The following is a 19,975-nucleotide window of genomic DNA, read 5'->3' as shown; positions in this document are numbered from 1 at the left end:
CCGCCGCCGGGCTTCGTTAGATTAATCTGTTAGGCAGAAACCTGAGGTTTCATATCGCCGGGATTGATGCCCGCGACAGAGACAGGCTTTTTCATCGCATCGCGGCGGAAGGGTTCGCCGAGTTCCTGATTGAGCAGGATTTCGATGAAGGTGGTTTCACCCTTCTTCATCTGGGCATCGACGGCTTTGTCGAGTTCCGTTGTCAGCTCTTCCATGGAAGTGACCTGCACACCGTTCACGCCGCAGGCGCGGGCGATGGCTGCGTATTCCACATCAAGGTCGAGTTCCGTACCGACGAAATTGTCTTCGAACCACAATGTCGTGTTCCGCTTTTCAGCGCCCCACTGGTAGTTGCGGAAGATCACCATGGTGATCGCTGGCCAGTCGTCGCGGCCACAAGCGGTCATCTCGTTCATGGAGATGCCGAAAGCGCCGTCGCCTGCGAAACCAACGACCGGTACATCGGGCTGGCCCATTTTCGCGCCGAGGATGGCTGGGAAACCGTATCCGCAAGGACCGAAGAGGCCCGGCGACAGGTATTTGCGGCCCTGCTCGAAGGTCGGGTAGGCGTTGCCAATAGCGCAGTTATTGCCGATATCGGAGGAAATGATCGCATCCTTGGGCAGTGCCTGTTGGATTGCGCGCCACGCCATGCGGGGTGACATTTTTTCCGGCTCGCGGTTGCGCGAACGTTCGTTCCAGTCTGTGCCTGGATCGTCGTCTTCGTGGTCCATGGAGGACAAAGTCTGGAGCCAAGAGGATTTCGTCTGGTGGATCAGAGCTTCACGATCCTTGTTCGGCGACGATGTCACCTGCGCGAGGATCTGCTCTGCGACTTTCTTGGCGTCACCCTGAATGCCAACGGCGACAGGTTTGGTGAGGCCGATGCGATCTGCATTGATGTCGACCTGAATGAGTTTCGCGTCTTTAGGCCAATAATCGATGCCATAACCGGGCAGCGTGGAGAACGGGTTGAGGCGTGTGCCGAGAGCCAGAACAACGTCGGCTTTCGAGATCAGCTCCATCGCCGCTTTCGAGCCGTTATAGCCGAGCGGGCCGACGGAAAGCGGATGGGAACCGGGGAAAGCATCGTTGTGCTGGTAGTTGCAGCAAACTGGCGCGGACAGTTGTTCGGCCAGCTTGGCGGATGCCTCGATGGCACCACCGATGACGACGCCTGCGCCGTTCAGGATGACCGGGAATTCGGCTTCAGACAGCAGTTTGGCAGCTTCGGCAATCGCGTCTTCACCACCGCGGGGCAGTTCGAATTTCACGATCTGTGGCAGCTCGATGTCGACAACCTGCGTCCAGTAATCGCGCGGGATGTTGATCTGGGCCGGGCCGCAACCGCGCCATGCCTGCGCGATCACACGGTTCAGAACTTCGGCCATACGCGATGGATCGCGGACCTCTTCCTGGTAGCAGACCATGTCTTCGAACAATTTCATCTGCTCGATTTCCTGGAAACCGCCCTGCCCGATTGTCTTGTTGGCCGCCTGTGGCGTGACCAGCAACAATGGCGTGTGGTTCCAGTAAGCGGTCTTAACAGGAGTGACGAAATTGGTGATGCCGGGGCCGTTCTGGGCGACCATCATGGACATCTTGCCGGTGGCGCGGGTGAAACCGTCAGCCATCATGCCTGCGTTGCACTCATGGGCGCAGTCCCAGAACTTGATTCCAGCTTCTGGGAACAGATCGGAGATCGGCATCATGGCGGAACCGATAATGCCGAATGCATTGTCAATACCGTGCATTTGCAGGACTTTTACAAAGGCTTCTTCGGTGGTCATCTTGGTCATGGAAAGCTCCCCCAATACCGGAAAATACGCGAAAAACGAGACAAGAAGTCTCATTATTTGAATTGCATGTGCAGTTTACCGGTTTGAGGACGCAGTGTCTTGGTGCCAATGGTTACGTCACCATGGTGCCAATTTGATGTGGTATCTGTCACAGACAAATGAGTCCATGCAATTGGCAACTATCGGGCTCGTCCACACGTATACTGTTATGAACAGCGGCAACGTCGACTTCATGCAAAGCTGCGGCCGAAGGGAATTTATGATGCGAACTTTAATGATGGCCGCCATTGCTGGCGGAACGATATTGGCGACCGGTGTAGCCGCGACAGGCAAAGCCGAAGCACGGCAAAGCACGAAATCCTTCACCTGTGATGGGGTGCGCAGCTTGATCAACCGTCGCGGTGGCGTCGTGCTAAACACCAAAAACAGCAATGTTTATCAACGCTTGGTGCGCAATTACAAGTTTTGCCCGTCACCGCTATATGCGCGTAGAACAACGGTGCCGACAAAAACCGGTCCTTGCCGCGTGCGCTATTGTTCCCAGACTCCACCGCTAGGTGGCGGCTTTCAGGGCAATTTCAATTAGACAGCTCTAGCTGGGCGCGGCGGCATTCTTTTTGCGGGATGCGCGAATGACCGCCTGCCGCTTCAAGAAACGTTTGTAGGCTGCCACCTCTTCCGGCGTGTATTTGGGCTTGGTTTTTGCCTTAGCCGTTTTCGGCTTGATGGTTTTAGCCTTGGTCGCTTTTGGCTTTGCAGCCTTCCGTCGTGTCTTTGGCGCAGCAATAGCGCTTGCAGCGGATGCTGTGCGGAAACTCGGCTTTGCAACCTCGGCTTCCACCACAGCGGATCTATCTTCAGTGCGCGGAGACGCCGACGGTTGGCCGGGAATCGGGGGTAAATATGTGTGGGAGTGCGCGGCAATATGATAGCCTAAGCGCGCCACCACAACTGCAGGCTCTACAACAGGCTTCTCGAATGTCGACCTTAGAACGGGAATGCCACCTGACGAGACGACGCGTGTTGGCTTTGTCACATTAATGACAGCGCGCGCTGCAGCCGGTTGGCCTTCATTGGCCGCTGCCACCAGTAGCGTTTCGGCAGGCTCGGGCTTGCGGGCTGTCAGCTTCGCAAACGGCCATTTTGCGCGCAGTTCCGCAGGCGTCATGGCAGCGACATTTACGTCGATCCAGTTACCCGTGCCTTTGATACGCATGGGGCATGTTGTGTCGTTGCAATTCACCATCGAGGAGAACTGCCAAATCGTGTAGCTATCCCAATTCCCCATGGGAAAGACGCCGCGAATATCGGACTTATAGCGGGCATACCAAAGGTTCAGGCGCGACAGGACCGGAAGCTCGTGCTTACGGGCAGCGATAGCGCGGGCGGTGTAATGGTTGGTGTAGAGAACCGGATAGCGCCCTGTGCGCATCTTGATGTGTTCGGCAAAAATCTCGCCATCTTCCAGCGACATCCATTTGCGCGGATCATCATGCTCGATGTCCAGCGCGAGCAAGTCGTCCGGCCCGGGCTTGGTGTAGCTGAGGAAATGTTCCGCCTGCTTGATGGGGTTTCCGGGGCGCGCCAGATGATAGGCGCCCCATTTCAAACCCTGCGTAATCGCAAGTGCGCGGCGGGTTTGATAAAGTTCCTTGGTGGCAGAATAACGCTTCCAGTTCACACGGCAGGTCTTGTCGCTCTTGCAACGATATTCAGGTGCCAGCCCGTCAGAGGCCTTGTTGATGAAAGCCGCTAGGTTTTTGTTCTTTGGCAGTTCCAGCCATTTGATCGGCGTATGCTCATAGGCATCCAGCACGATAGCAGAATTGTCTGTACGCCATGTGTTGTTGAACTCGTCAGCATGTACTGCAGGAGCTGCAACAACAATTGCGAGAAACGAGGCCGTTAGCGCTCTTCTGAACGATGTAAAATAGTCGATCATGATGCGTTCCATCCGCCAAACGAGTTATGTCCGGTGCGATCACAAACCGCCCGTACTAACTCTCCAGCATCGTTTTTTATGGTTAGCGAAACCTTAACCCGTCTATTATGGCCGCGATTAGACGGCCAAAAACAGGGCATTATGGGCCGTATAAAGACACCATCACTGGACAGAATTGTGGTGTCGCGGCAAGCGGCGGTCAATTCACCGAGTGTTGCGCGATGACATGCGCGAGGCGCTCGATGCCCGTCTCAATCACATCATCTTCGATGGACGAGAAGCCCAGCCGGAAGCTGTATTCACCGCAGGGGCCGGTGAAATAGACCTTGCCGGGTTCGATGAGAATACCTTCGGCCAGCGCAGCTTTTGCAATCTGGTCAGCCGGTGCGGTCGATCCTTCAGGCAATTCCACCCAATAGGATGAGCCGCCCTGCCCACGGCTGACCGTGGCTTGTGGCAAATGTTTTGCAAGCGCTTCACCCATGGTCTTCCAACGCTGGTGGTAGGTGCGGTGGAGCCGACGCACAAACACGTCATAATGGCCGAGCGACAGAAAGAAGGCCGTGCTGCGCTGGTTGTTCATCGGCGGGTGGCGCACCATCAGACGGCGCAGAGCGCGCATTTCTGCGATCAGTGGCGCATCGGCCACCACGAAACCTAGGCGCAAACCGGGGAACAGTGTCTTGGAGAAGGAACCCACGTATATCACACGGCCATCGCGGTCGCTGGATTTCAAAGCCGGAAGCGGTTCGCCGACATAGTTCGTCTCTAGTTCATAATCGTCTTCGATGATGAGGAAATCTTCCTCACGAGACCGCTCCAACAGGGCGCGGCGGCGCTGGGGCGACATGGTGACGTTGGTGGGCAGCTGGTGGCTCGGCGTGGTGTAGAGAATGTCGATGTCGCGCAGATTTTCGCCAACGATCAGGCCGTCACGATCTACCGGCTGCGGCGTTATGCGGTCGGTGCGGAGAGCGAAAATGTTGCGGGCGTCGGGATAGCCCGGATTTTCCAGCGCAACGCGGGTGTGGCTGTCCACCAAGAGGCTGGCGGCTGTGTAGAGCGATTGCTGCGCGCCCAGCGTTACGAGGATCTGGTCTTCGCCCACGAGAATACCGCGACGGGGCAGAATGCGGGTGCGAATTTGCTCCACCAGCATTTGATCATCATCGTTTTGGGTGTCCTGCGTCCACGCATCCAGCCACTGCTTGGACATGGATTTATAGACGCAATCACGCCAGTCCGTGATCGGGAAAAGCTTCTGGTCCGGTTGGCCGTAGATGAAAGGAAACGGCAGTTTGCGCCAATCCTTAGGCTTAGAAATATTGGCCTGACCTCCGGGGAACTTTTTCATCCGCGCCGCCCAATCAATCGTTTCCGTGGGCGCTTCCAACGCTTCATCGATGGAGCGTGCCGAGCGATGAACGCCCATTTCCAGCACGGTTTCGTTGACGTAGTAACCGGAACGTTGTGATGTGCGAAGGTAACCGTCTTCCACAAGCCCCTGATAAACCAAGACACTCGTGTTGCGCGAAATGCGCAATTGTCGCGACAGATGACGAGTGGAAGGCAGTTTATCTGTGGGCTTCAGATGGCCAGCAAGGATGGCGGAAACCAGCACTTCGCGCAGTTGCGATTGCAGCGACTTAGGCGAGTCGCGGTCGAGTTCTATCAGCAAATCGCGCATGTTGGCTCCAGATCAAGACCACTGCTGTGGTCCAGATCGTGATGGCGCGCGACGGGCCTGCCTGTCAACTCACGTGAGTGGGAGCGCAAGAACTGCGCTCCCCTGTTAGTCTTTGATTAGGCGGCAGCTTTCGCCAGTGCACGATCAATAGAGTCCATGATTTCGTCGATATCGGACTTTGTGGCAATGAGCGCGGGGCTGAGGCAAAGCGTGTTGTTGTAGCCAGCCAGCGAGCGGTTGGTGGCACCAATGACCACCGCATCCGTCTTGAAACACTCGGCAACGATAGACTGCGTGACGCTTTCGTGCACCGGCTCTTTGGTCTCGCGGTCGGTCACCAGTTCAGCACCAACGAACAAGCCCTTGCCGCGCACCTGACCAATCATCGAATGTTTGGCCTGTAGTTCTTCGAGCTTCTCAAGGCAGTATTCGCCCATCTTGGTGGTGTTCTCGAGCAAGTTCTCGTTTTCCAGAATATCCATGTTCGCCATCGCCGCTGCCGGGCCAGCCGTGCAGCCGCCGAAGGTGGAGATGTCGCGGAAATAGGACATGGGATCATCGGCGTCCGCCTTGAACATGTTGAACACGCGCTCGGTGGTGACCGTGCAGGAAATGGCTGCGTAGCCGGAGGCCACGCCCTTCGCCATAGTCACCATGTCGGGCTCGATGCCGTAATGCTGGTAGCCGAACCACGTGCCGGTACGGCCCATGCCGCAAACCACTTCGTCGATGATGAGCAGCACATCATACTGCTTGCAGATTTCCTGCACGCGCGGCCAATAGCCTTCCGGCGGGGTGATGACGCCACCGCCTGCTGTGATTGGCTCCAGAATGATGGCGCCAACGGTATCGGCACCTTCAGCGAGAATCGTTTTCTCGATCTCGTTGGCAGCGCGGATGCCGTAGTCGTCCACTTCGCCCCACTGGCTGCGGTATTCGAGGCAATGCGGCACTTCCACGAAGCCCGGCGTGAACGGGCCGTATTGCGCCTTGCGCTCGTCCTGACCGCCGGAGGAAAGCGCCGTGATTGTCGTGCCGTGATAATCGCGGGCACGATATAGGATTTTGTGTTTCTTGCCGCCATGCAGATTGTGGCTGATCTGGCGCACGATCTTGTAGGTCTTCTCATTCGCTTCCGAACCGGAGTTTGAATAATAGACACGGCTCAGGCCGGGCATCTTGTCGATCAGGCGTTCAGCAAACAGCGCGCCGGGAATTGTGCCCATGGAACCGGCGAAATAGTTCATCTTCACCAGCTGGTCGCGCACGGCATCAGCAATGCTTTCACGGCCATAGCCGACGTTTACGGTCCAAACGCCACCGGAGACGGCGTCGAGATGCTCACGGCCCGCCTGGTTCCAGACGCGCATGCCCTTGCCCTCAACGATGATGAGCGGGTCGCTGGCCTCGAACTTTTTATGCTGCGTGAGGTGGTGCCAAACGTGGGCCTTATCAGCCTCGATGACTTGGGAAAGATCGTTCTGTCCGACGTGAATGTTCATGGTTCGCATCCCTCAACTGTGCGGCGCAATCCGGTCCCCCCGTTTGCGCGATAAGCAATATCATCACAGCTTGACGGCGAATGCGAGATGGTGAGCGGAGCCAGTGGGAAATCTTGAATAGGTCCAGATGACAAGCTGGCAGGACCACAAAAAAGGCCCACCTCCTTTCGGAAGCGGGCCTTTTTCAAATCAACCGCGGGGTTGAGATTTAGTAGCTCACCTTCACGGTGCCGCCGGAGCGACGCACCAACGAGAAGAGCGTTGCGGCATTGGATGGGTGCAGACGCACGCAACCGTGGGATGCCACACGCCCCAGACGTTTGATGGAATTCGTACCGTGGATAGCGAAACCGCGATGGTAGAACATGGCGTAAGGCATTGGCGCGCCATCATACTTCTTGGAGTAATACTCCTTGTGCATGCGGTGGATCTTCCACGTACCGGTTGGCGTGCTGTAGCCCTTACGGCCGGTAGACACTTTCCACGTGTACAGGTGGCGACCACCTTTGGTCACGCGCATGGTCTGCGAGGAAATGTCGACCTTGGCGACCACGCGGCCACCGACGTTGGAACGACGCTTAACGGCGCGCTTCTTCTTGGTATAAGAGGCCTTGCGATATTTCTTGCCGTTCTTTTTAGCGGCCTGCTTTTTGTACCAGACGCGTGTCCAATAGGCCTTGTCTTTCTTCACGTAAGTGCTGGTCGATTGGCCGACCTTCACCGTTTTGGAATGGTGTGCCATGGCAGGCATGGCGATGAAGCTCGCCAGCAATGCCACTACGGTAAATAATCTTTTCATTTTGGTGTCACCTCCAGCTGACGATACTCGTACTGCCCTAATTGGCTAATGGCGCCGAACGCTGGGCCCCGCCCCTCATTCTGCTGACCAAGGTCTAACAGTTGATTGCCACCACAAGAGTAAAGACCTGCGGCTATTTCCGCTCCGATTACAGTCTAAGTTAAATCCGTCTAAAGAACTGTGCGGATTCACACTAACCTGTAACGAAGTTTGTCCGTCGCGCCGCCACGACATTTAAAGCGTGGGCCTTGAGTGGCTGGACGGTCAAGGCGATAAGGTCACGGTTTCGTGTCTGCTTGACAGATCGGTGCAATAGACAATCGTAGCGTTGTATTTGCGCCACGCGAAACGGGATGGATTCGATGCAAGACAGGTTCGACGCCTTGCGCCGCGATATTGAAGACCGCCGTGCCGAACTGATCGCACTGACGCAGGCCTTGATCCGGTTTCCCACCATCAACCCGCCGGGCGAGGCTTACACGCCATGCGCGGAATTTATCGGCAAGCGGCTGGCGAAGCTCGGCGCTAAGGTGGAGTACATTCGCGCCCACGACACGCCGGGCGACAGCGACGCCTTTCCCCGCACCAACATTGTTGCGCGGTTCGAAGGCAGCGCGCCGGGACCGGTGGTGCATTTCAACGGGCATATCGATGTCGTGGAAGCGGGCGACGGCTGGACCGTCGATCCGTTCGGCGGCGAGGTTCGCGATGGCCGCGTCTATGGCCGTGGTGCCTGCGATATGAAGGGCGGCATCGCAGCGTCCATTATCGCTGCGGAAAGCTACATGCGCGTGGTGCCTGACTTTCGCGGTGCAATCGAAATTTCTGGCACGGTGGATGAAGAGTCCGGCGGCTTCGGCGGCGTCGCGCATCTGGCGTCGCTCGGCTATTTCTCCAAGCCCCGCGTCGATCATGTCATTATTCCCGAACCGTTGAACAAGGATCGAGTGTGCCTTGGCCACCGTGGCGTGTGGTGGGCGGAAGTCGAGACATTTGGCACGCAGGCCCACGGGTCCATGCCATTTCTTGGTGATTGCGCCGTGCGGCACATGGGCAGCGTGCTGGATAAGTTCGAGACCGACATGTTTCCCAGCCTCGCCCAAAAACGCACAACCATGCCCGTGGTGCCGGAGGGTGCGCGACAATCGACGCTCAACATCAACTCCATCCATGGTGGCGAATCGGAAGCGGGCGCAGACGGCAAACCGGATGATTACGACGGTCTGCCCAGCCCCAATGTGCCGGACCATTGCCGCATGATTATCGATCGTCGCTTTTTGATAGAAGAAGACCTCGCCACCGTAAAACGGGAGGTGAGCGATATTCTCGACGGCCTAAAGCACGACCGTGAGGGCTTCGAATACGCGATAAAGGACATCATGGAAGTGATGCCGACAATGACCGAACGCGATGCGCCGGTGGTGAAAGCCGTGAGCGATGGCATCGAAGCTGTTTTGGGCAAGCCCGCAGAATATGTCGTATCTCCCGGCACATATGACCAGAAGCATGTCGCCCGCATCGGCCATCTGCATGACTGCATCGCCTACGGCCCCGGCATTTTGGACCTTGCCCATATGGCGGACGAGTATGTTATCATCGACGATATGGTGGAAAGCGCACAAGTGATGGCCCACGCCATCGATGCGCTGCTGCAGGGGCCAATCTCCTAGCCGAACGGCCTGACCATTCATTCACCTTCACATTAAACTGCACGGTCCGTGTGTTGACCAATGCGCCTGCAGCCGCGAACCATGCGATGGAATTGCCGTTCGCGGCTTCGACCAACGAACGTTTCTCCAGGGGGAATAGATGTTCAAGCTCATAAAACTTGCGACTGCCGGTGCTTTGCTGGCCGCCTTCGTAATCGCGCCTGCACTGGTTAAGCCAGCAGACGCCAAGGTCGTCATCAACGAACGGACGAAATATTACTCTGTTACCGGCCGCAACGGTAAGGCGCTGTTCCGCTCTATCAAGCGGCGCGGGCCAAAGCACCGTATGACGGGCCACGCCATCGCAACCACAACAACCTCCATCAAAGTGCGCGACATGAAATTCGGCATTCGTGGACGGAACTGCGTGGTGGAGAACGTGAATGTCTTCGTCGACATCACTTACAAATATCCCCGTTGGCGCGACCGCAGACGGGCCAACGCCGACGTTCGCAAGGCTTGGGACGCATTCGAAGTCCGCGTGAAAAAACACGAAGAAACCCATGGCCGCATCAGCCGCGAATATGCCCGCGGGCTGGAGAAGAAGCTGAAGACGCTGTTCGGCAGAAAATCACGCGGATGCAAGGACTTCGGAAAATTTTCTGAGCGCCGATTGAAGCAAGCCTATGTCGCTTTTCAAAAACGGCAGTATAACTTCGACAGACGCGAAGGCAGTGCCCGCTCGCGCATTCGAAGATTGCAGGCTGCGCTCCAAGAGGCGCGCTAAGTCCTGCCACAGAGGGAGGACTACTCTATGATCCGCACCATCTCAAAACCATCCGCCTTTGCGTCTTTCGCATTGGCGCTGGCGGCATCTGCCGTGGCATTCGTTCCCGGCGCATATGCCGCCAAAACATCTCTCAATATGGGCATGGTTTTGCAGCCCCCTCACCTCGACCCAACCGCCGGTGCGCCTGCAGCCATCGACGAAGTGGTTTACTCCAACGTCTTTGAAGGCCTTACCCGTATCGACCGCAATGGCGCGGTGCAGCCAGGCCTCGCTGAAAGCTGGACGGTTTCCGAAGACGGCAAGACCTACACCTTCAAGTTGCGCTCCGGCGTGAAATTCCACGATGGCTCGGATTTTACTGCAGAAGACGCGAAATTCAGCCTCGACCGTGCCCGCGCTGAAGGCACGGAAAACGCGCAGAAGGCATTGTTTGAAGGTATTGCGACGGTAGAAGCCGCCGATCCAGCCACGCTGATGGTGACGCTTTCCAGCCCCGCAGGCAACTTCCTGTTCAACCTCGGCTGGGGCGATGCCGTTATGGTTGCGCCGGAATCGGCTGAGACGAACAAAACCAAACCTGTCGGCACCGGTCCATTTGTGTTTTCCAATTGGGTGAAAGGTTCTTCACTCACGTTGAAAAAGAACGCTGACTATTGGGGTGATGCCGTCGCGCTGGAAACCGCGACCTTCAAGTTCATTCCCGATCCTGCAGCAGCGCTTTCCGCCATGCTGGCTGGTGATGTGGACGCCTTCGCCAACTTCCCCGCACCGGAAACCATTCCTCAGCTTCAAGCCGACCCGCGCTTTACCGTTGTGGTGGGTTCGACCGAGGGCGAGACGATCCTGTCCACCAACAACGCCAAGCCGCCGTTCGACAACATCAAAGTGCGCCAGGCTATCGCCCACGCCATCGACCGGCAGGCGATTATCGACGGTGCGATGTTCGGCCTTGGCACGCCTATCGGAACCCATTTTGCACCGCACCACCCGGCCTATGTGGATCTGGTCGGCCAATATGCCTACGATCCTGAAAAGGCCAAGGCACTGCTGGCGGAAGCGGGTTTTGCGGACGGCATCAAGGCGACCATCAAACTGCCGCCACCATCCTACGCTCGTCGTGGTGGCGAAATCATCGCCGACCAGCTTCGCAAAGTTGGCATCGAGTTGGAAATCATTCCGGTGGAATGGGCCGTTTGGGTGCCGGAAGTGTTCAAGGCCAAGGACTACGATCTCACCATCGTGTCCCACACCGAGCCAATGGATATCGGCATCTATGGCCGCCCCGATTACTACTTCAACTACAAGAGCGATGCGCTGGACGCGACGCTCGCGAAGCTGAACGAAACGGTTGACGAAAAAGGCCGTTACGCCCTGATGGCCGAAGCACAGAAGACGATCTCCGGTGATGCCGTGAACGGCTTTCTGTTCCAACTGGCCAAGGCCGGCGTGTGGGATGCCAAGGTGAAAGGCCTGTGGGAGAACTCGCCCATTCAAGCCAATGACCTGACAGATGTGAGCTGGGACGACTAAGCCGCCACACTGCAGGCAAGAATTTTCGCAAGGGCCGCATCTGCGGCCCTTGCTTTTTATGCGCTCCACTTTGCATGGTCGGCGCAGAAAACTATCGGGAGAATACCATCATGGACGTCAGAGCCGCCGTTGCCTTCGAGGCTGGAAAACCGCTGGAAATCGCCACCGTTCAACTGGAAGGCCCGCGCGCGGGCGAGGTGCTGGTGGAGATCAAAGCCACAGGTCTCTGCCACACAGACGAGTTCACCCGTTCCGGTGCAGACCCTGAGGGCATCTTCCCAGCCATTCTCGGCCATGAAGGTGCGGGCATCGTGGTGGATGTCGGCCCCGGCGTGACGACGTTGAAGAAGGGTGACCACGTCATCCCGCTCTACACGCCGGAATGCCGCGAGTGCGATTATTGCCTGAACCCGAAAACCAACCTGTGCCAAGCCGTGCGCTCGACACAAGGCCAAGGCCTGATGCCAGACGGTTCCAGCCGTTTCTCGCTCGATGGCAAACCCATCATGCATTATATGGGCTGCTCGACCTTCGCCAATTTCACTGTGCTGCCGGAAATCGCGTTGGCTAAGGTTCGTGAAGACGCACCCTTCGATAAGATTTGTTACATCGGTTGCGGCGTCACGACGGGCATCGGCGCAGTCATCAACACGGCAAAAGCGGAACCCGGCTGCCGCGCCGTTGTGTTCGGCCTCGGCGGTATCGGCCTCAATGTCATTCAAGGTCTGCGGATGATCGGCGCATCGCAAATCGTCGGTGTTGATCTGAATGATGACCGCAAAGAATGGGGCGAGAAATTCGGCATGACCGACTTCTACAACCCGACCGGAAAAGACCATCAGGAACAGGTAGACGACCTTGTCGAACTTACCGGCGGTGGTGCCGACTACACGTTCGAATGCATCGGAAACACCAACGTCATGCGTGTGGCGCTGGAATGCGCGCACAAGGGTTGGGGCGAAAGCATCATCATCGGCGTGGCCGGTGCAGGGCAGGAAATCTCCACCCGCCCGTTCCAGCTTGTGACCGGTCGTTCATGGCGCGGAACGGCCTTCGGCGGTGCGCGTGGCCGGACAGATGTTCCGAAAATCGTGGACTGGTACATGGAAGGCAAGATCGAGATCGACCCGATGATCACCCATCTTCTGAAGCTGGAAGATATCAACAAGGGCTTTGACCTAATGCACGAAGGCAAGTCGATCCGTGCGGTTGTTGAATTTTGATGCTGCGCGGAATTCTCATATGCGGCGCAATCGCGCTTCTTGGAACGTCAGTGGCTGCGCAAAATACAACAACGAGGCCCGCAGCTGAGGTCGAGACAAACAGCTCGATAAACGCCGCACCATCAAGTGATGCAACGGGCGACAGTGACTCGACCGCAAAGCCAGAAGCCGAGGCTGCTGAGACTGAAGCAGAACCTGCCGAACCTGATCCGCAGGCAAAATTGCGGAAGGAACTGGACGAGCAATTGTTGGGCGCATGGGCGGAAATGCCCGGCGGACTGACAGGGCAGCTTTCGCAGGACACGGTGAAGGTTGCATTGGCCGGATGTTACGCGGCGCTCAGCGTGCCGTCATTGCGTTTCGAAACCACAGCAGAACGAGCCCTGCCCCCGCAGGACGACCGAAAGGGGCACGTGATCTACTATCGCACCAGCAAGGGCCTACAGCGCTTTGACACGAAAGCAGGCACCGTGACGGTGTTCCCGCAAATTGCGAAAGTCCCGCGGGAGACGTTCAACGTCTATGTTCTTCGCGGGCGTTCCGCGACCTTACCGCTACGCTTTGCCAAACGTGGTCGCGGCACATTTTTGGCGGAAGGCGACAAGATTTATCTGCATTGTCGTGGCCTGCCCGCGCGACCTTGAGCGGCAGATCCTTGCGTATCTTCATCGACGCTGACGCCTGCCCCGTGAAGGAGGAAACTCTAAAGGTCGCGTCGCGTTACCGGCTGGAGGTCTTCATCGTATCCAACGGAGGGATGCGGCCTAATCCAGACCCGCTGGTTAGCGTCATAGTGGTGGCAGATGGCGCCGATGTTGCCGACGACTGGATCGTTGAAAAAGCGGAAGCCGGAGACATCGCCATCACTGCCGACATTCCACTGGCCGCCCGCCTGCTGGACAAAAAGGTGATGCCGCTCGGCCCCACTGGCAAGCCGTTTACCGAACAAACCATCGGCATGGCGCTGGCCGTGCGCGAGATCAAACAGCACCAGCGCGAGGCCACGCAGACGCAAACCCGTAATGCCGGTTTCACACCGCGCGACCGTTCCAATTTTTTGCAGGCGCTGGACCGGTTGGTGCAGCAAAACATGAAAAGAGGCTGAGACCATGGACACAATTTCCACCGCAAAAGCCCATGGCGGCATGCAAGGCATTTATTCCTATTCGTCGCTTTCGTTGGACGGCGAGATGACCTTCGCCGTCTTCATGCCGCCCCAAGCAGCGGATGAATTGGTGCCTGTGCTCTGGTACCTGTCCGGCCTGACCTGCAACCATTCCAATGTGATGGATAAGGGCGAATACCGCGCGGCAGCGGCCAAACACGGTGTGGCGATAGTCTGCCCCGATACCAGCCCGCGCGGCGATGGCGTGGCAGATGACGAAAGCTGGCAGCTTGGCAAAGGTGCCGGTTTCTACATCGATGCGACGGAAGAGCCGTGGGCTGCCAACTACCAGATGAACAGCGCGATCCATTTCGAACTGCAGGAAGTGGTGGCCGAAAACTTCGATGTTGACCTGAACCGCCAAGGCATCTTTGGTCATTCCATGGGCGGCCATGGTGCGCTCATCGCGGCATTGCGCGAGCCGGAGCGGTTCAAATCCTGCTCCGCTTTCGCGCCCATTGTGAACCCATCAACGGCTGAGTGGTCACGCAATGCGTTCACCGCCTATCTTGGTTCGGACGAAAGCAAGTGGGCCAAGTGGGACGCTGTTCGGCTGATCGAAGGCGGTGCACGGTTCAGCGAATTTCTCGTTGATCAGGGAACAGCTGACAGCTTTCTCGACGATGGCTTGCGCCCCTGGTTGCTGGAAGAGGCATGCAAGGCGGCTGATATTCCGCTAACGTTGCGGATGCAGGATGGCTACGACCACTCCTACAATTTCATCTCGACCTTCATGGCTGACCACATCGCGTGGCACGCCAAACGGCTGAAAGCGTAAGCGCTATTTCAGCAACAGACGATGCATCGTGAAGGGCTCTTGCGAGCCTCTCAATTCATGCTGCCCTGCATCTATTGCTTCGACATTAGCTGGCAATTCGATGCGCTCCAACGCCTGCTGCGAAATCAGATAATCAACATCAAGTGTCTTCGTCAGCGTCTCGATGCGGGCGGTCATATTCACCGCGTCGCCTAGAAAAGTGATTTGTCGGCGGCTGTCGCCGCACTCCCCTACAACCACGGGTCCAGCATGAATTGCCGCACGCAGATGCGGCCGTTCGCCGAATTCGACCTCGAAAGCGTCTGCCACCATATCCATCTGTCGGTGCATCGCGCGGAGTGCTTTTAAGCACGAGCGGTTGCGTTGCGGATCGTCCCGTAACGGCCATGTATAAATGACGGCGTCGCCCACATAGGACACCACCTCACCGCTGTAACCAATACTGGACCGGTCCAACTGGAAGAACACTTCGGCCAGAAAATCGTGAAACCGCAGGTCTCCCAACCGCCGTGCCAGCGCGGATGATCCCACCAGATCGACGAACATGAAAATACGTTCTTCCACGGCGGGCCGGTAATAGCGGCCCGACACAAGATGCAGAAACCGCCGCATCCCGATGATCGACGTGAACTGCGAGATCATGATGAAAGCAATAACCACCACGACCGACAAGAGCGTGTCGCGCAACTGGTTGGCAAAGGTAAAATCCTGCCAAGCAGAGGCATCACCCAGCCAAAATGAAAGCGCCTGATTGGCGACAATGCAGAGGCGGATAAGCAGCGTGAGAACCAAAACCCGCACGACGAGACCCGGCAGATAGGCTACCCGCCTAATCCAACTGCGCCGGTAGTTGCGGATGTAAAAAATTTCGATCAGCGCGCTGACGAAGGCAATGGAAAAACCAATGCGGAAGCCCAGCTGGTAATCGAAATCATCTGGCCCGTAGAACGCATCGCCATAGGCTTTGCCTAACATACCGCCCAGAACAGCGATCACCAGCGCAGCCAACAATCGAACCCACACAGAACGCCTGTGCGAGCCTGCCGCGCTTAGTTTCTCATCTGCCGCCGCACGAGGCATTTCAGCCCTTCGCCGAAAGTGCAGTAATGGCGAAACAAGCGCATTCCATATCAATGAAACGGGCGGCGCGACGGTCGGCGGCTTCGTAGTCCTGCCCCCACTGCGCGATATTCCAGTCTTCATCCACATGAGCTGCTGCCCAAGCCGCTTCCGCATCGCGCTGCCCATGGCAAACGCTTATGGCGATGATTGCAGAACCGGTGAGCGTCGTGACGACGTGAGCAGATGCGAGCGTCAGCGGGTGCTCGATTGCTTTCACATGATGGCCAAATGCGGCGATGCTTTCGCGCGGTTGGGCGACGTGCATGATGCCTTCCGCGAGCGTCAGGCGGGTGTCCAAAGCGGTTTCTGCCCAGTCCAACAACGGGTCCCACGTGGCGCGTTGGATCTCGATCAGGTCATCCGGTTGGCCTGCACGGTAGCAAAGCATGTCCGTTCCAGCGAACCGGATGATGTCTTCGCGCACGGCTTGCATTTCAGTAGCGACGCCATCAAGCGCCGTGTTCACCAGCCGAGTCATGGGCATGGTCAGCGGGTCGATGCGCTCGCCCTGTGCGTTCCATTCGGCAGCAAGACGCTCCATGATGGGCTTATTGTCGACGGCGAGGAAATTCTTACCCGGCGTTTTCACTGGGCGACCATCCAGCAGCACGCGCCATTCACCATCGACGTCACCCAACTCGACCGCTTTGTAGAAGCGCTTCGGCAGTTGGCTTTCACGCGAGGGTTCGGAAACCTTGGTCGGGTCGCGGGGTACGTTGGGGTCGCGCTCGCCCAGAATATCAGACATCAAAGCCATCCTCATCCACTTCCACACCATCCGCTTCTTCAAAGGCGAACAGGTTCCAGCTCTGCACCATATGGGGCGGCAGTGGGGCGGTTACATCCAACGTGGGTTGGTTCTCGTCGGGATGGGGAATGCGAATGCGCCGCGCATGGAGGTGCAACCGCTTTTGAATGCCGCCGGGCATCTCCCAATTCTCGGTGGAAAAATATTTGTTATCACCGATGATGGGGTGGCCGATATGGTCGGCGTGCACGCGCAACTGGTGCGTGCGGCCCGTGTGGGGTGACAGTTCCACCCAAGATACCGTGCGCGGATTGCTGTCGATAACGCGGTAGAACGATACCGCATGGTCGGCGTGACGTTCCCCATGCTTGGCAACGCGCATACGGTCGCCATCTTCCGTCTGCTCTTTCACCAGATAGGTGGAAATGCGCCCTTCCTTCTGGCGCGGAATACCACGCACCAGCGCCCAATAGGTTTTTTGCGTGGTGCGCTGGCGGAAGCTTTTTGTCAGTGCCGCAGCAGCACCACGGGTTTTTGCAACGACCAAAACGCCGGACGTGTCACGGTCGAGACGATGGCACAAACGCGGCTTCTGGCCAGCTTTGTCGCGCAGGCTTTCCAGCATGGAATCCACCGACCGGCTAATGCCGGACCCACCTTGCACGGCGAGACCGGAAGGCTTGTTGAAGACCAGCACCTTCTTGTCTTCGTACAGGATCATGTCGCGCAGCACGTCTTCATCGTGACGGTCGCGGATCGTGTTCGATGTCATGTGCAGAGGCTTGTCGCTGGCGGCAGAATCGAGCGGCGGAATACGCACCACTTGCCCTGCTTCCAACCGCGATGCGGTTTTCACGCGACCACCATCAACCCGCACTTGGCCGGAGCGAAGCAGCTTCTGCAGCTTGCCGAAACCAACGCCGGGGTAGTGCAGTTTGAACCAGCGGTCGAGGCGCATTCCGCCCTCGTCCTCATCGACCGTCTTTTGCGAAACGCCTGTCAAAGCCATGGATCAGCTTCCCAAATTACGAGCAATAGCCAGACCGGCAAACACCGCTCCGACAGAAAGAAGAACGCTGGCCGCAATATAGCCGAACGCTGCCGAGGTTGCGCTGCGTTCCCACATGTTCGCCACGTCGAGCGAAAACGCGGAGAACGTCGTGAAGCCGCCGAGGAAACCGGTGGCCACGAGCAAGCGTGTTTCGTTCGACGTGCCATTGCGTATGGCCCAGCCGATGAACAGCCCCATAAGCAAAGACCCCACCACATTGACCGCCAAGGTGCCTGCGGGAAACGCAGGCCCAAGCGCCCGCAACGCAGCGCCGTTGACGAGATGGCGAGAAGCCGCGCCGAGGCCACCGCCAAGGAAAATGAGAAAGAGATGCAACATGGCCGTCTCTTAGCCGGATGGGCAGCGCGGTGCCACCATTAAGCGTGTGCAGAAATTCAGCTATGCCCGCACGAATTTGCGCGTCACACTTGCGGCTCGGCATTTGGGGAAACGGAAACGCAGATATGAAAACGACCGCACTCATCATTGGTCTCGCAGCTTGTACCGCGATCACCGGCTGTCAAACGGCCAAACGTAAATCGACCGAGAACGTTAAAGTCATCGTGCAACCGCGTGGTGCGAAGGTGACGACATCATTGGGCGAAAGCTGCACCGCGCCCTGCAGCTTCAAGGTCAAACGCCGCAAAGTATTCACGGTCACCGCATCGAAAAAGGGCTACCGCACGCAGACTGTAAAAGTGGGCCGTAAAATCAACAAGAAAGCAGCGCTCGGCACCACGGCAGTTGCAGTCATTGCGCCGGGCGGCTCGGTTCTTGGTGCGGTCGATGTTGCTTCGGGTGCCTTGTACGATCATGAACCAAACCCGGTTCGCATCCGGCTGAAGCGTGGTCGCAGCGGAAGCTAGTTTTTCTGACGCTCGGCGCGAAGGCGGGACCAATAGTCTAGCCGCTTGCCTATTTCGCGTTCGAAGCCGCGATCGACAGGTTTGTAAAACTGTTTGCGGCCCATGCGTTCCGGAAAATAGTCTTGCCCTGAAAAGCCGTCCGGTTGGTCGGGATCGTACAGATAGCCCGTGCCGTAGCCCTCGTCTTTCATCAACTTGGTAGGTGCGTTCAAGATGCACTTTGGCGGGGCAAGCGACCCCTCTTCTTTCGCCGTCCTCATGGCGGCCTTGAAGGCCACATAGACAGCGTTGGATTTCGGAGCCGTGGCAAGGTGAACGCAGGCCTGAGCCAGTGCTAACTCACCCTCCGGAGAGCCGAGAAACTGATAAGCGTCCCGCGCCGCGATGCAGACCACCAGCGCCTGCGGGTCCGCCTGCCCTATGTCTTCGCTTGCCATACGCACCAGCCTGCGGGCCAGAAAGAGCGGGTCTTCGCCAGCGTCCATCATGCGTGTGAGATAGTAGAGTGCTGCGTCCGGGTCAGAGCCGCGCACGGCCTTGTGCAGCGCGGAAATGAGGTTGTAATGGCCCTCCTGCGCCTTGTCGTAAATCGGTGCGCGACGCTGGACGATCTCTTGCAGCTGCTCGACATCGAACGTCTCGCCATCACGGGCGGCCCGCCATGCTTCTTCGATCAAGGTCAGCACGGCACGACCATCACCATCCGCCATACGCAGCAGGCTTTCGCGGGCGTCATCGGTGAGCGGCAGCGCTCTGCCTTCGGTGGTTTCTGCACGGGCCATGAGGCTGCGTAGGCTATCGTCGTCATGGGGACGGAAGGTAAGCACGCGGGCGCGGGACAGGACAGCCGCGTTCAATTCAAAACTGGGATTTTCCGTCGTCGCGCCGATGAGCGTGATCGTCCCGTCTTCCATGACCGGCAGAAAACTGTCCTGCTGGGCGCGGTTGAAGCGGTGAATCTCGTCGACGAAGAGCAATGTACGGCGGCCATTGCCAGCGCGAATGCGGGCCTGCTCGAACACTTTTTTCAAATCGGCAACACCGGTGAAAATAGCGCTGATCTGCTCGAAATGATGCTCACCCTCGTCGGCCAGCAATCGAGCAACCGTGGTCTTGCCTGAGCCGGGTGGGCCCCAGAAGACCATCGATCCCAAACTCGGCGCTTCCAGCATACGACGCAACGCACCGTTTTCGCCCAGCAGGTGGTCTTGGCCTACGACCTCGTCCAGCGTTTTCGGGCGCAGCCTGTCCGCGAGCGGTCGCAGGCCGTCAGCCTTCAGGTCCTGCGCTTCTTTCGATGATCCGAACAGGTCGCTCATAAGGG

The 19,975-nt window shown here is 57.6% G+C and carries 19 protein-coding genes; 9 read left to right on the top strand and 10 right to left on the bottom strand.

Annotated features, from left to right (window positions below):
- Positions 1-29 precede the first annotated feature (29 nt).
- Positions 30-1,799 carry a sulfoacetaldehyde acetyltransferase gene (gene xsc / locus R2A130_RS01520; protein ID WP_009463053.1) on the bottom strand — a complete coding sequence of 590 codons (1,770 nt, stop codon included), beginning with the start codon at positions 1,797-1,799 and terminating at the stop codon, positions 30-32.
- A gap of 136 nt (positions 1,800-1,935) precedes the next feature.
- On the opposite strand from xsc, the gene R2A130_RS01515 reads away from it, so the two are divergent.
- Entirely contained in the window at positions 1,936-2,385 is a 450-nt protein-coding gene (locus tag R2A130_RS01515) for a hypothetical protein (RefSeq protein ID WP_156798356.1), read from the top strand.
- Between the two features lie 6 nt (positions 2,386-2,391).
- Here the strand turns inward: R2A130_RS01515 and R2A130_RS01510 are convergent, their stop codons facing one another.
- The 4 genes from R2A130_RS01510 to R2A130_RS17945 form a co-directional block, all read right to left on the bottom strand.
- The gene (locus R2A130_RS01510) at positions 2,392-3,741 is read right to left on the bottom strand and encodes a glycoside hydrolase family 25 protein (RefSeq protein ID WP_009463051.1); all 1,350 of its coding nucleotides are present in this window, start codon (positions 3,739-3,741) and stop codon (positions 2,392-2,394) included.
- Between the two features lie 199 nt (positions 3,742-3,940).
- A complete protein-coding gene (locus tag R2A130_RS01505) occupies positions 3,941-5,428 on the bottom strand; it encodes a PLP-dependent aminotransferase family protein (RefSeq protein ID WP_009463050.1) in 1,488 nt (495 codons plus the stop codon).
- A gap of 116 nt (positions 5,429-5,544) precedes the next feature.
- Positions 5,545-6,930 carry an aspartate aminotransferase family protein gene (locus R2A130_RS01500; RefSeq protein WP_009463049.1) on the bottom strand — a complete coding sequence of 462 codons (1,386 nt, stop codon included), beginning with the start codon at positions 6,928-6,930 and terminating at the stop codon, positions 5,545-5,547.
- Positions 6,931-7,138: 208 nt separating this feature from the next.
- Positions 7,139-7,729, bottom strand: coding sequence for a L,D-transpeptidase (locus R2A130_RS17945; protein ID WP_009463048.1), 591 nt, complete (start codon positions 7,727-7,729; stop codon positions 7,139-7,141).
- 362 nt (positions 7,730-8,091) lie between these two features.
- On the opposite strand from R2A130_RS17945, the gene R2A130_RS01490 reads away from it, so the two are divergent.
- The 7 genes from R2A130_RS01490 (at position 8,092) to fghA (ending at position 14,864) form a co-directional block, all read left to right on the top strand.
- Positions 8,092-9,399, top strand: coding sequence for an acetylornithine deacetylase/succinyl-diaminopimelate desuccinylase family protein (locus R2A130_RS01490; protein ID WP_009463047.1), 1,308 nt, complete (start codon positions 8,092-8,094; stop codon positions 9,397-9,399).
- A 139-nt stretch (positions 9,400-9,538) separates the two neighbouring features.
- Positions 9,539-10,165, top strand: a complete 627-nt coding sequence (locus tag R2A130_RS01485) for a DUF922 domain-containing protein (RefSeq protein WP_009463046.1) — start codon at positions 9,539-9,541, stop codon at positions 10,163-10,165.
- 27 nt (positions 10,166-10,192) lie between these two features.
- A complete protein-coding gene (locus R2A130_RS01480; protein WP_009463045.1) occupies positions 10,193-11,698 on the top strand; it encodes an ABC transporter substrate-binding protein in 1,506 nt (501 codons plus the stop codon).
- Positions 11,699-11,808: 110 nt separating this feature from the next.
- Positions 11,809-12,921, top strand: coding sequence for an S-(hydroxymethyl)glutathione dehydrogenase/class III alcohol dehydrogenase (locus R2A130_RS01475; RefSeq protein ID WP_009463044.1), 1,113 nt, complete (start codon positions 11,809-11,811; stop codon positions 12,919-12,921).
- Between the two features lie 50 nt (positions 12,922-12,971).
- Positions 12,972-13,565: a hypothetical protein gene (locus R2A130_RS01470; protein WP_156798354.1), complete on the top strand. Its 594-nt coding sequence runs from the start codon at positions 12,972-12,974 to the stop codon at positions 13,563-13,565.
- Positions 13,566-13,576: 11 nt separating this feature from the next.
- Positions 13,577-14,026 carry a YaiI/YqxD family protein gene (locus tag R2A130_RS01465; protein ID WP_009463042.1) on the top strand — a complete coding sequence of 150 codons (450 nt, stop codon included), beginning with the start codon at positions 13,577-13,579 and terminating at the stop codon, positions 14,024-14,026.
- A gap of 4 nt (positions 14,027-14,030) precedes the next feature.
- Positions 14,031-14,864 carry an S-formylglutathione hydrolase gene (fghA, locus tag R2A130_RS01460; protein ID WP_009463041.1) on the top strand — a complete coding sequence of 278 codons (834 nt, stop codon included), beginning with the start codon at positions 14,031-14,033 and terminating at the stop codon, positions 14,862-14,864.
- Between the two features lie 3 nt (positions 14,865-14,867).
- Here the strand turns inward: fghA and R2A130_RS17325 are convergent, their stop codons facing one another.
- The 4 genes from R2A130_RS17325 to crcB are packed head-to-tail and all read right to left on the bottom strand — an operon-like array spanning position 14,868 to position 18,124.
- Entirely contained in the window at positions 14,868-15,944 is a 1,077-nt protein-coding gene (locus R2A130_RS17325) for an adenylate/guanylate cyclase domain-containing protein (protein ID WP_009463040.1), read from the bottom strand.
- Between the two features lies 1 nt (position 15,945).
- Positions 15,946-16,734, bottom strand: coding sequence for an ATP12 family chaperone protein (locus tag R2A130_RS01450; protein ID WP_040304705.1), 789 nt, complete (start codon positions 16,732-16,734; stop codon positions 15,946-15,948).
- Complete coding sequence (locus R2A130_RS01445; RefSeq protein WP_040304703.1) at positions 16,727-17,737, bottom strand: RluA family pseudouridine synthase; 1,011 nt, start codon at positions 17,735-17,737, stop codon at positions 16,727-16,729. The genes R2A130_RS01450 and R2A130_RS01445 overlap by 8 nt, the downstream gene beginning before the upstream one ends.
- A gap of 9 nt (positions 17,738-17,746) precedes the next feature.
- Positions 17,747-18,124 carry a fluoride efflux transporter CrcB gene (crcB, locus tag R2A130_RS01440; RefSeq protein WP_009463037.1) on the bottom strand — a complete coding sequence of 126 codons (378 nt, stop codon included), beginning with the start codon at positions 18,122-18,124 and terminating at the stop codon, positions 17,747-17,749.
- A 125-nt stretch (positions 18,125-18,249) separates the two neighbouring features.
- On the opposite strand from crcB, the gene R2A130_RS01435 reads away from it, so the two are divergent.
- Positions 18,250-18,651: a hypothetical protein gene (locus R2A130_RS01435; RefSeq protein WP_009463036.1), complete on the top strand. Its 402-nt coding sequence runs from the start codon at positions 18,250-18,252 to the stop codon at positions 18,649-18,651.
- Here R2A130_RS01435 and R2A130_RS01430 read toward each other — a convergent pair.
- Positions 18,648-19,970 carry a replication-associated recombination protein A gene (locus R2A130_RS01430; RefSeq protein WP_009463035.1) on the bottom strand — a complete coding sequence of 441 codons (1,323 nt, stop codon included), beginning with the start codon at positions 19,968-19,970 and terminating at the stop codon, positions 18,648-18,650. The two genes, R2A130_RS01435 and R2A130_RS01430, sit on opposite strands and share 4 nt — an antisense overlap.
- Between the last annotated feature and the right edge of the window lie 5 nt (positions 19,971-19,975).

Source organism: Ahrensia sp. R2A130 (genome assembly GCF_000179775.1).
Taxonomy (GTDB): domain Bacteria; phylum Pseudomonadota; class Alphaproteobacteria; order Rhizobiales; family Rhizobiaceae; genus Pseudahrensia.
This window is presented reverse-complemented; position numbering and strand designations above follow the sequence as displayed.

What these genes read in the sequence shown, in the direction of transcription:
- R2A130_RS17325 (WP_009463040.1), bottom strand. Translation starts at nt 15,944, where the DNA reads ATGCCTCGTGCGGCGGCAGATGAGAAACTAAGCGCGGCAGGCTCGCAC.
- fghA (WP_009463041.1), top strand. Translation starts at nt 14,031, where the DNA reads ATGGACACAATTTCCACCGCAAAAGCCCATGGCGGCATGCAAGGCATT.
- R2A130_RS01500 (WP_009463049.1), bottom strand. Translation starts at nt 6,930, where the DNA reads ATGAACATTCACGTCGGACAGAACGATCTTTCCCAAGTCATCGAGGCT.
- R2A130_RS01515 (WP_156798356.1), top strand. Translation starts at nt 1,936, where the DNA reads ATGTGGTATCTGTCACAGACAAATGAGTCCATGCAATTGGCAACTATC.
- xsc (WP_009463053.1), bottom strand. Translation starts at nt 1,799, where the DNA reads ATGACCAAGATGACCACCGAAGAAGCCTTTGTAAAAGTCCTGCAAATG.
- R2A130_RS01485 (WP_009463046.1), top strand. Translation starts at nt 9,539, where the DNA reads ATGTTCAAGCTCATAAAACTTGCGACTGCCGGTGCTTTGCTGGCCGCC.
- R2A130_RS01430 (WP_009463035.1), bottom strand. Translation starts at nt 19,970, where the DNA reads ATGAGCGACCTGTTCGGATCATCGAAAGAAGCGCAGGACCTGAAGGCT.
- R2A130_RS01475 (WP_009463044.1), top strand. Translation starts at nt 11,809, where the DNA reads ATGGACGTCAGAGCCGCCGTTGCCTTCGAGGCTGGAAAACCGCTGGAA.
- R2A130_RS01435 (WP_009463036.1), top strand. Translation starts at nt 18,250, where the DNA reads ATGAAAACGACCGCACTCATCATTGGTCTCGCAGCTTGTACCGCGATC.
- R2A130_RS01480 (WP_009463045.1), top strand. Translation starts at nt 10,193, where the DNA reads ATGATCCGCACCATCTCAAAACCATCCGCCTTTGCGTCTTTCGCATTG.
- R2A130_RS17945 (WP_009463048.1), bottom strand. Translation starts at nt 7,729, where the DNA reads ATGAAAAGATTATTTACCGTAGTGGCATTGCTGGCGAGCTTCATCGCC.
- crcB (WP_009463037.1), bottom strand. Translation starts at nt 18,124, where the DNA reads ATGTTGCATCTCTTTCTCATTTTCCTTGGCGGTGGCCTCGGCGCGGCT.
- R2A130_RS01505 (WP_009463050.1), bottom strand. Translation starts at nt 5,428, where the DNA reads ATGCGCGATTTGCTGATAGAACTCGACCGCGACTCGCCTAAGTCGCTG.
- R2A130_RS01490 (WP_009463047.1), top strand. Translation starts at nt 8,092, where the DNA reads ATGCAAGACAGGTTCGACGCCTTGCGCCGCGATATTGAAGACCGCCGT.
- R2A130_RS01450 (WP_040304705.1), bottom strand. Translation starts at nt 16,734, where the DNA reads ATGTCTGATATTCTGGGCGAGCGCGACCCCAACGTACCCCGCGACCCG.
- R2A130_RS01510 (WP_009463051.1), bottom strand. Translation starts at nt 3,741, where the DNA reads ATGATCGACTATTTTACATCGTTCAGAAGAGCGCTAACGGCCTCGTTT.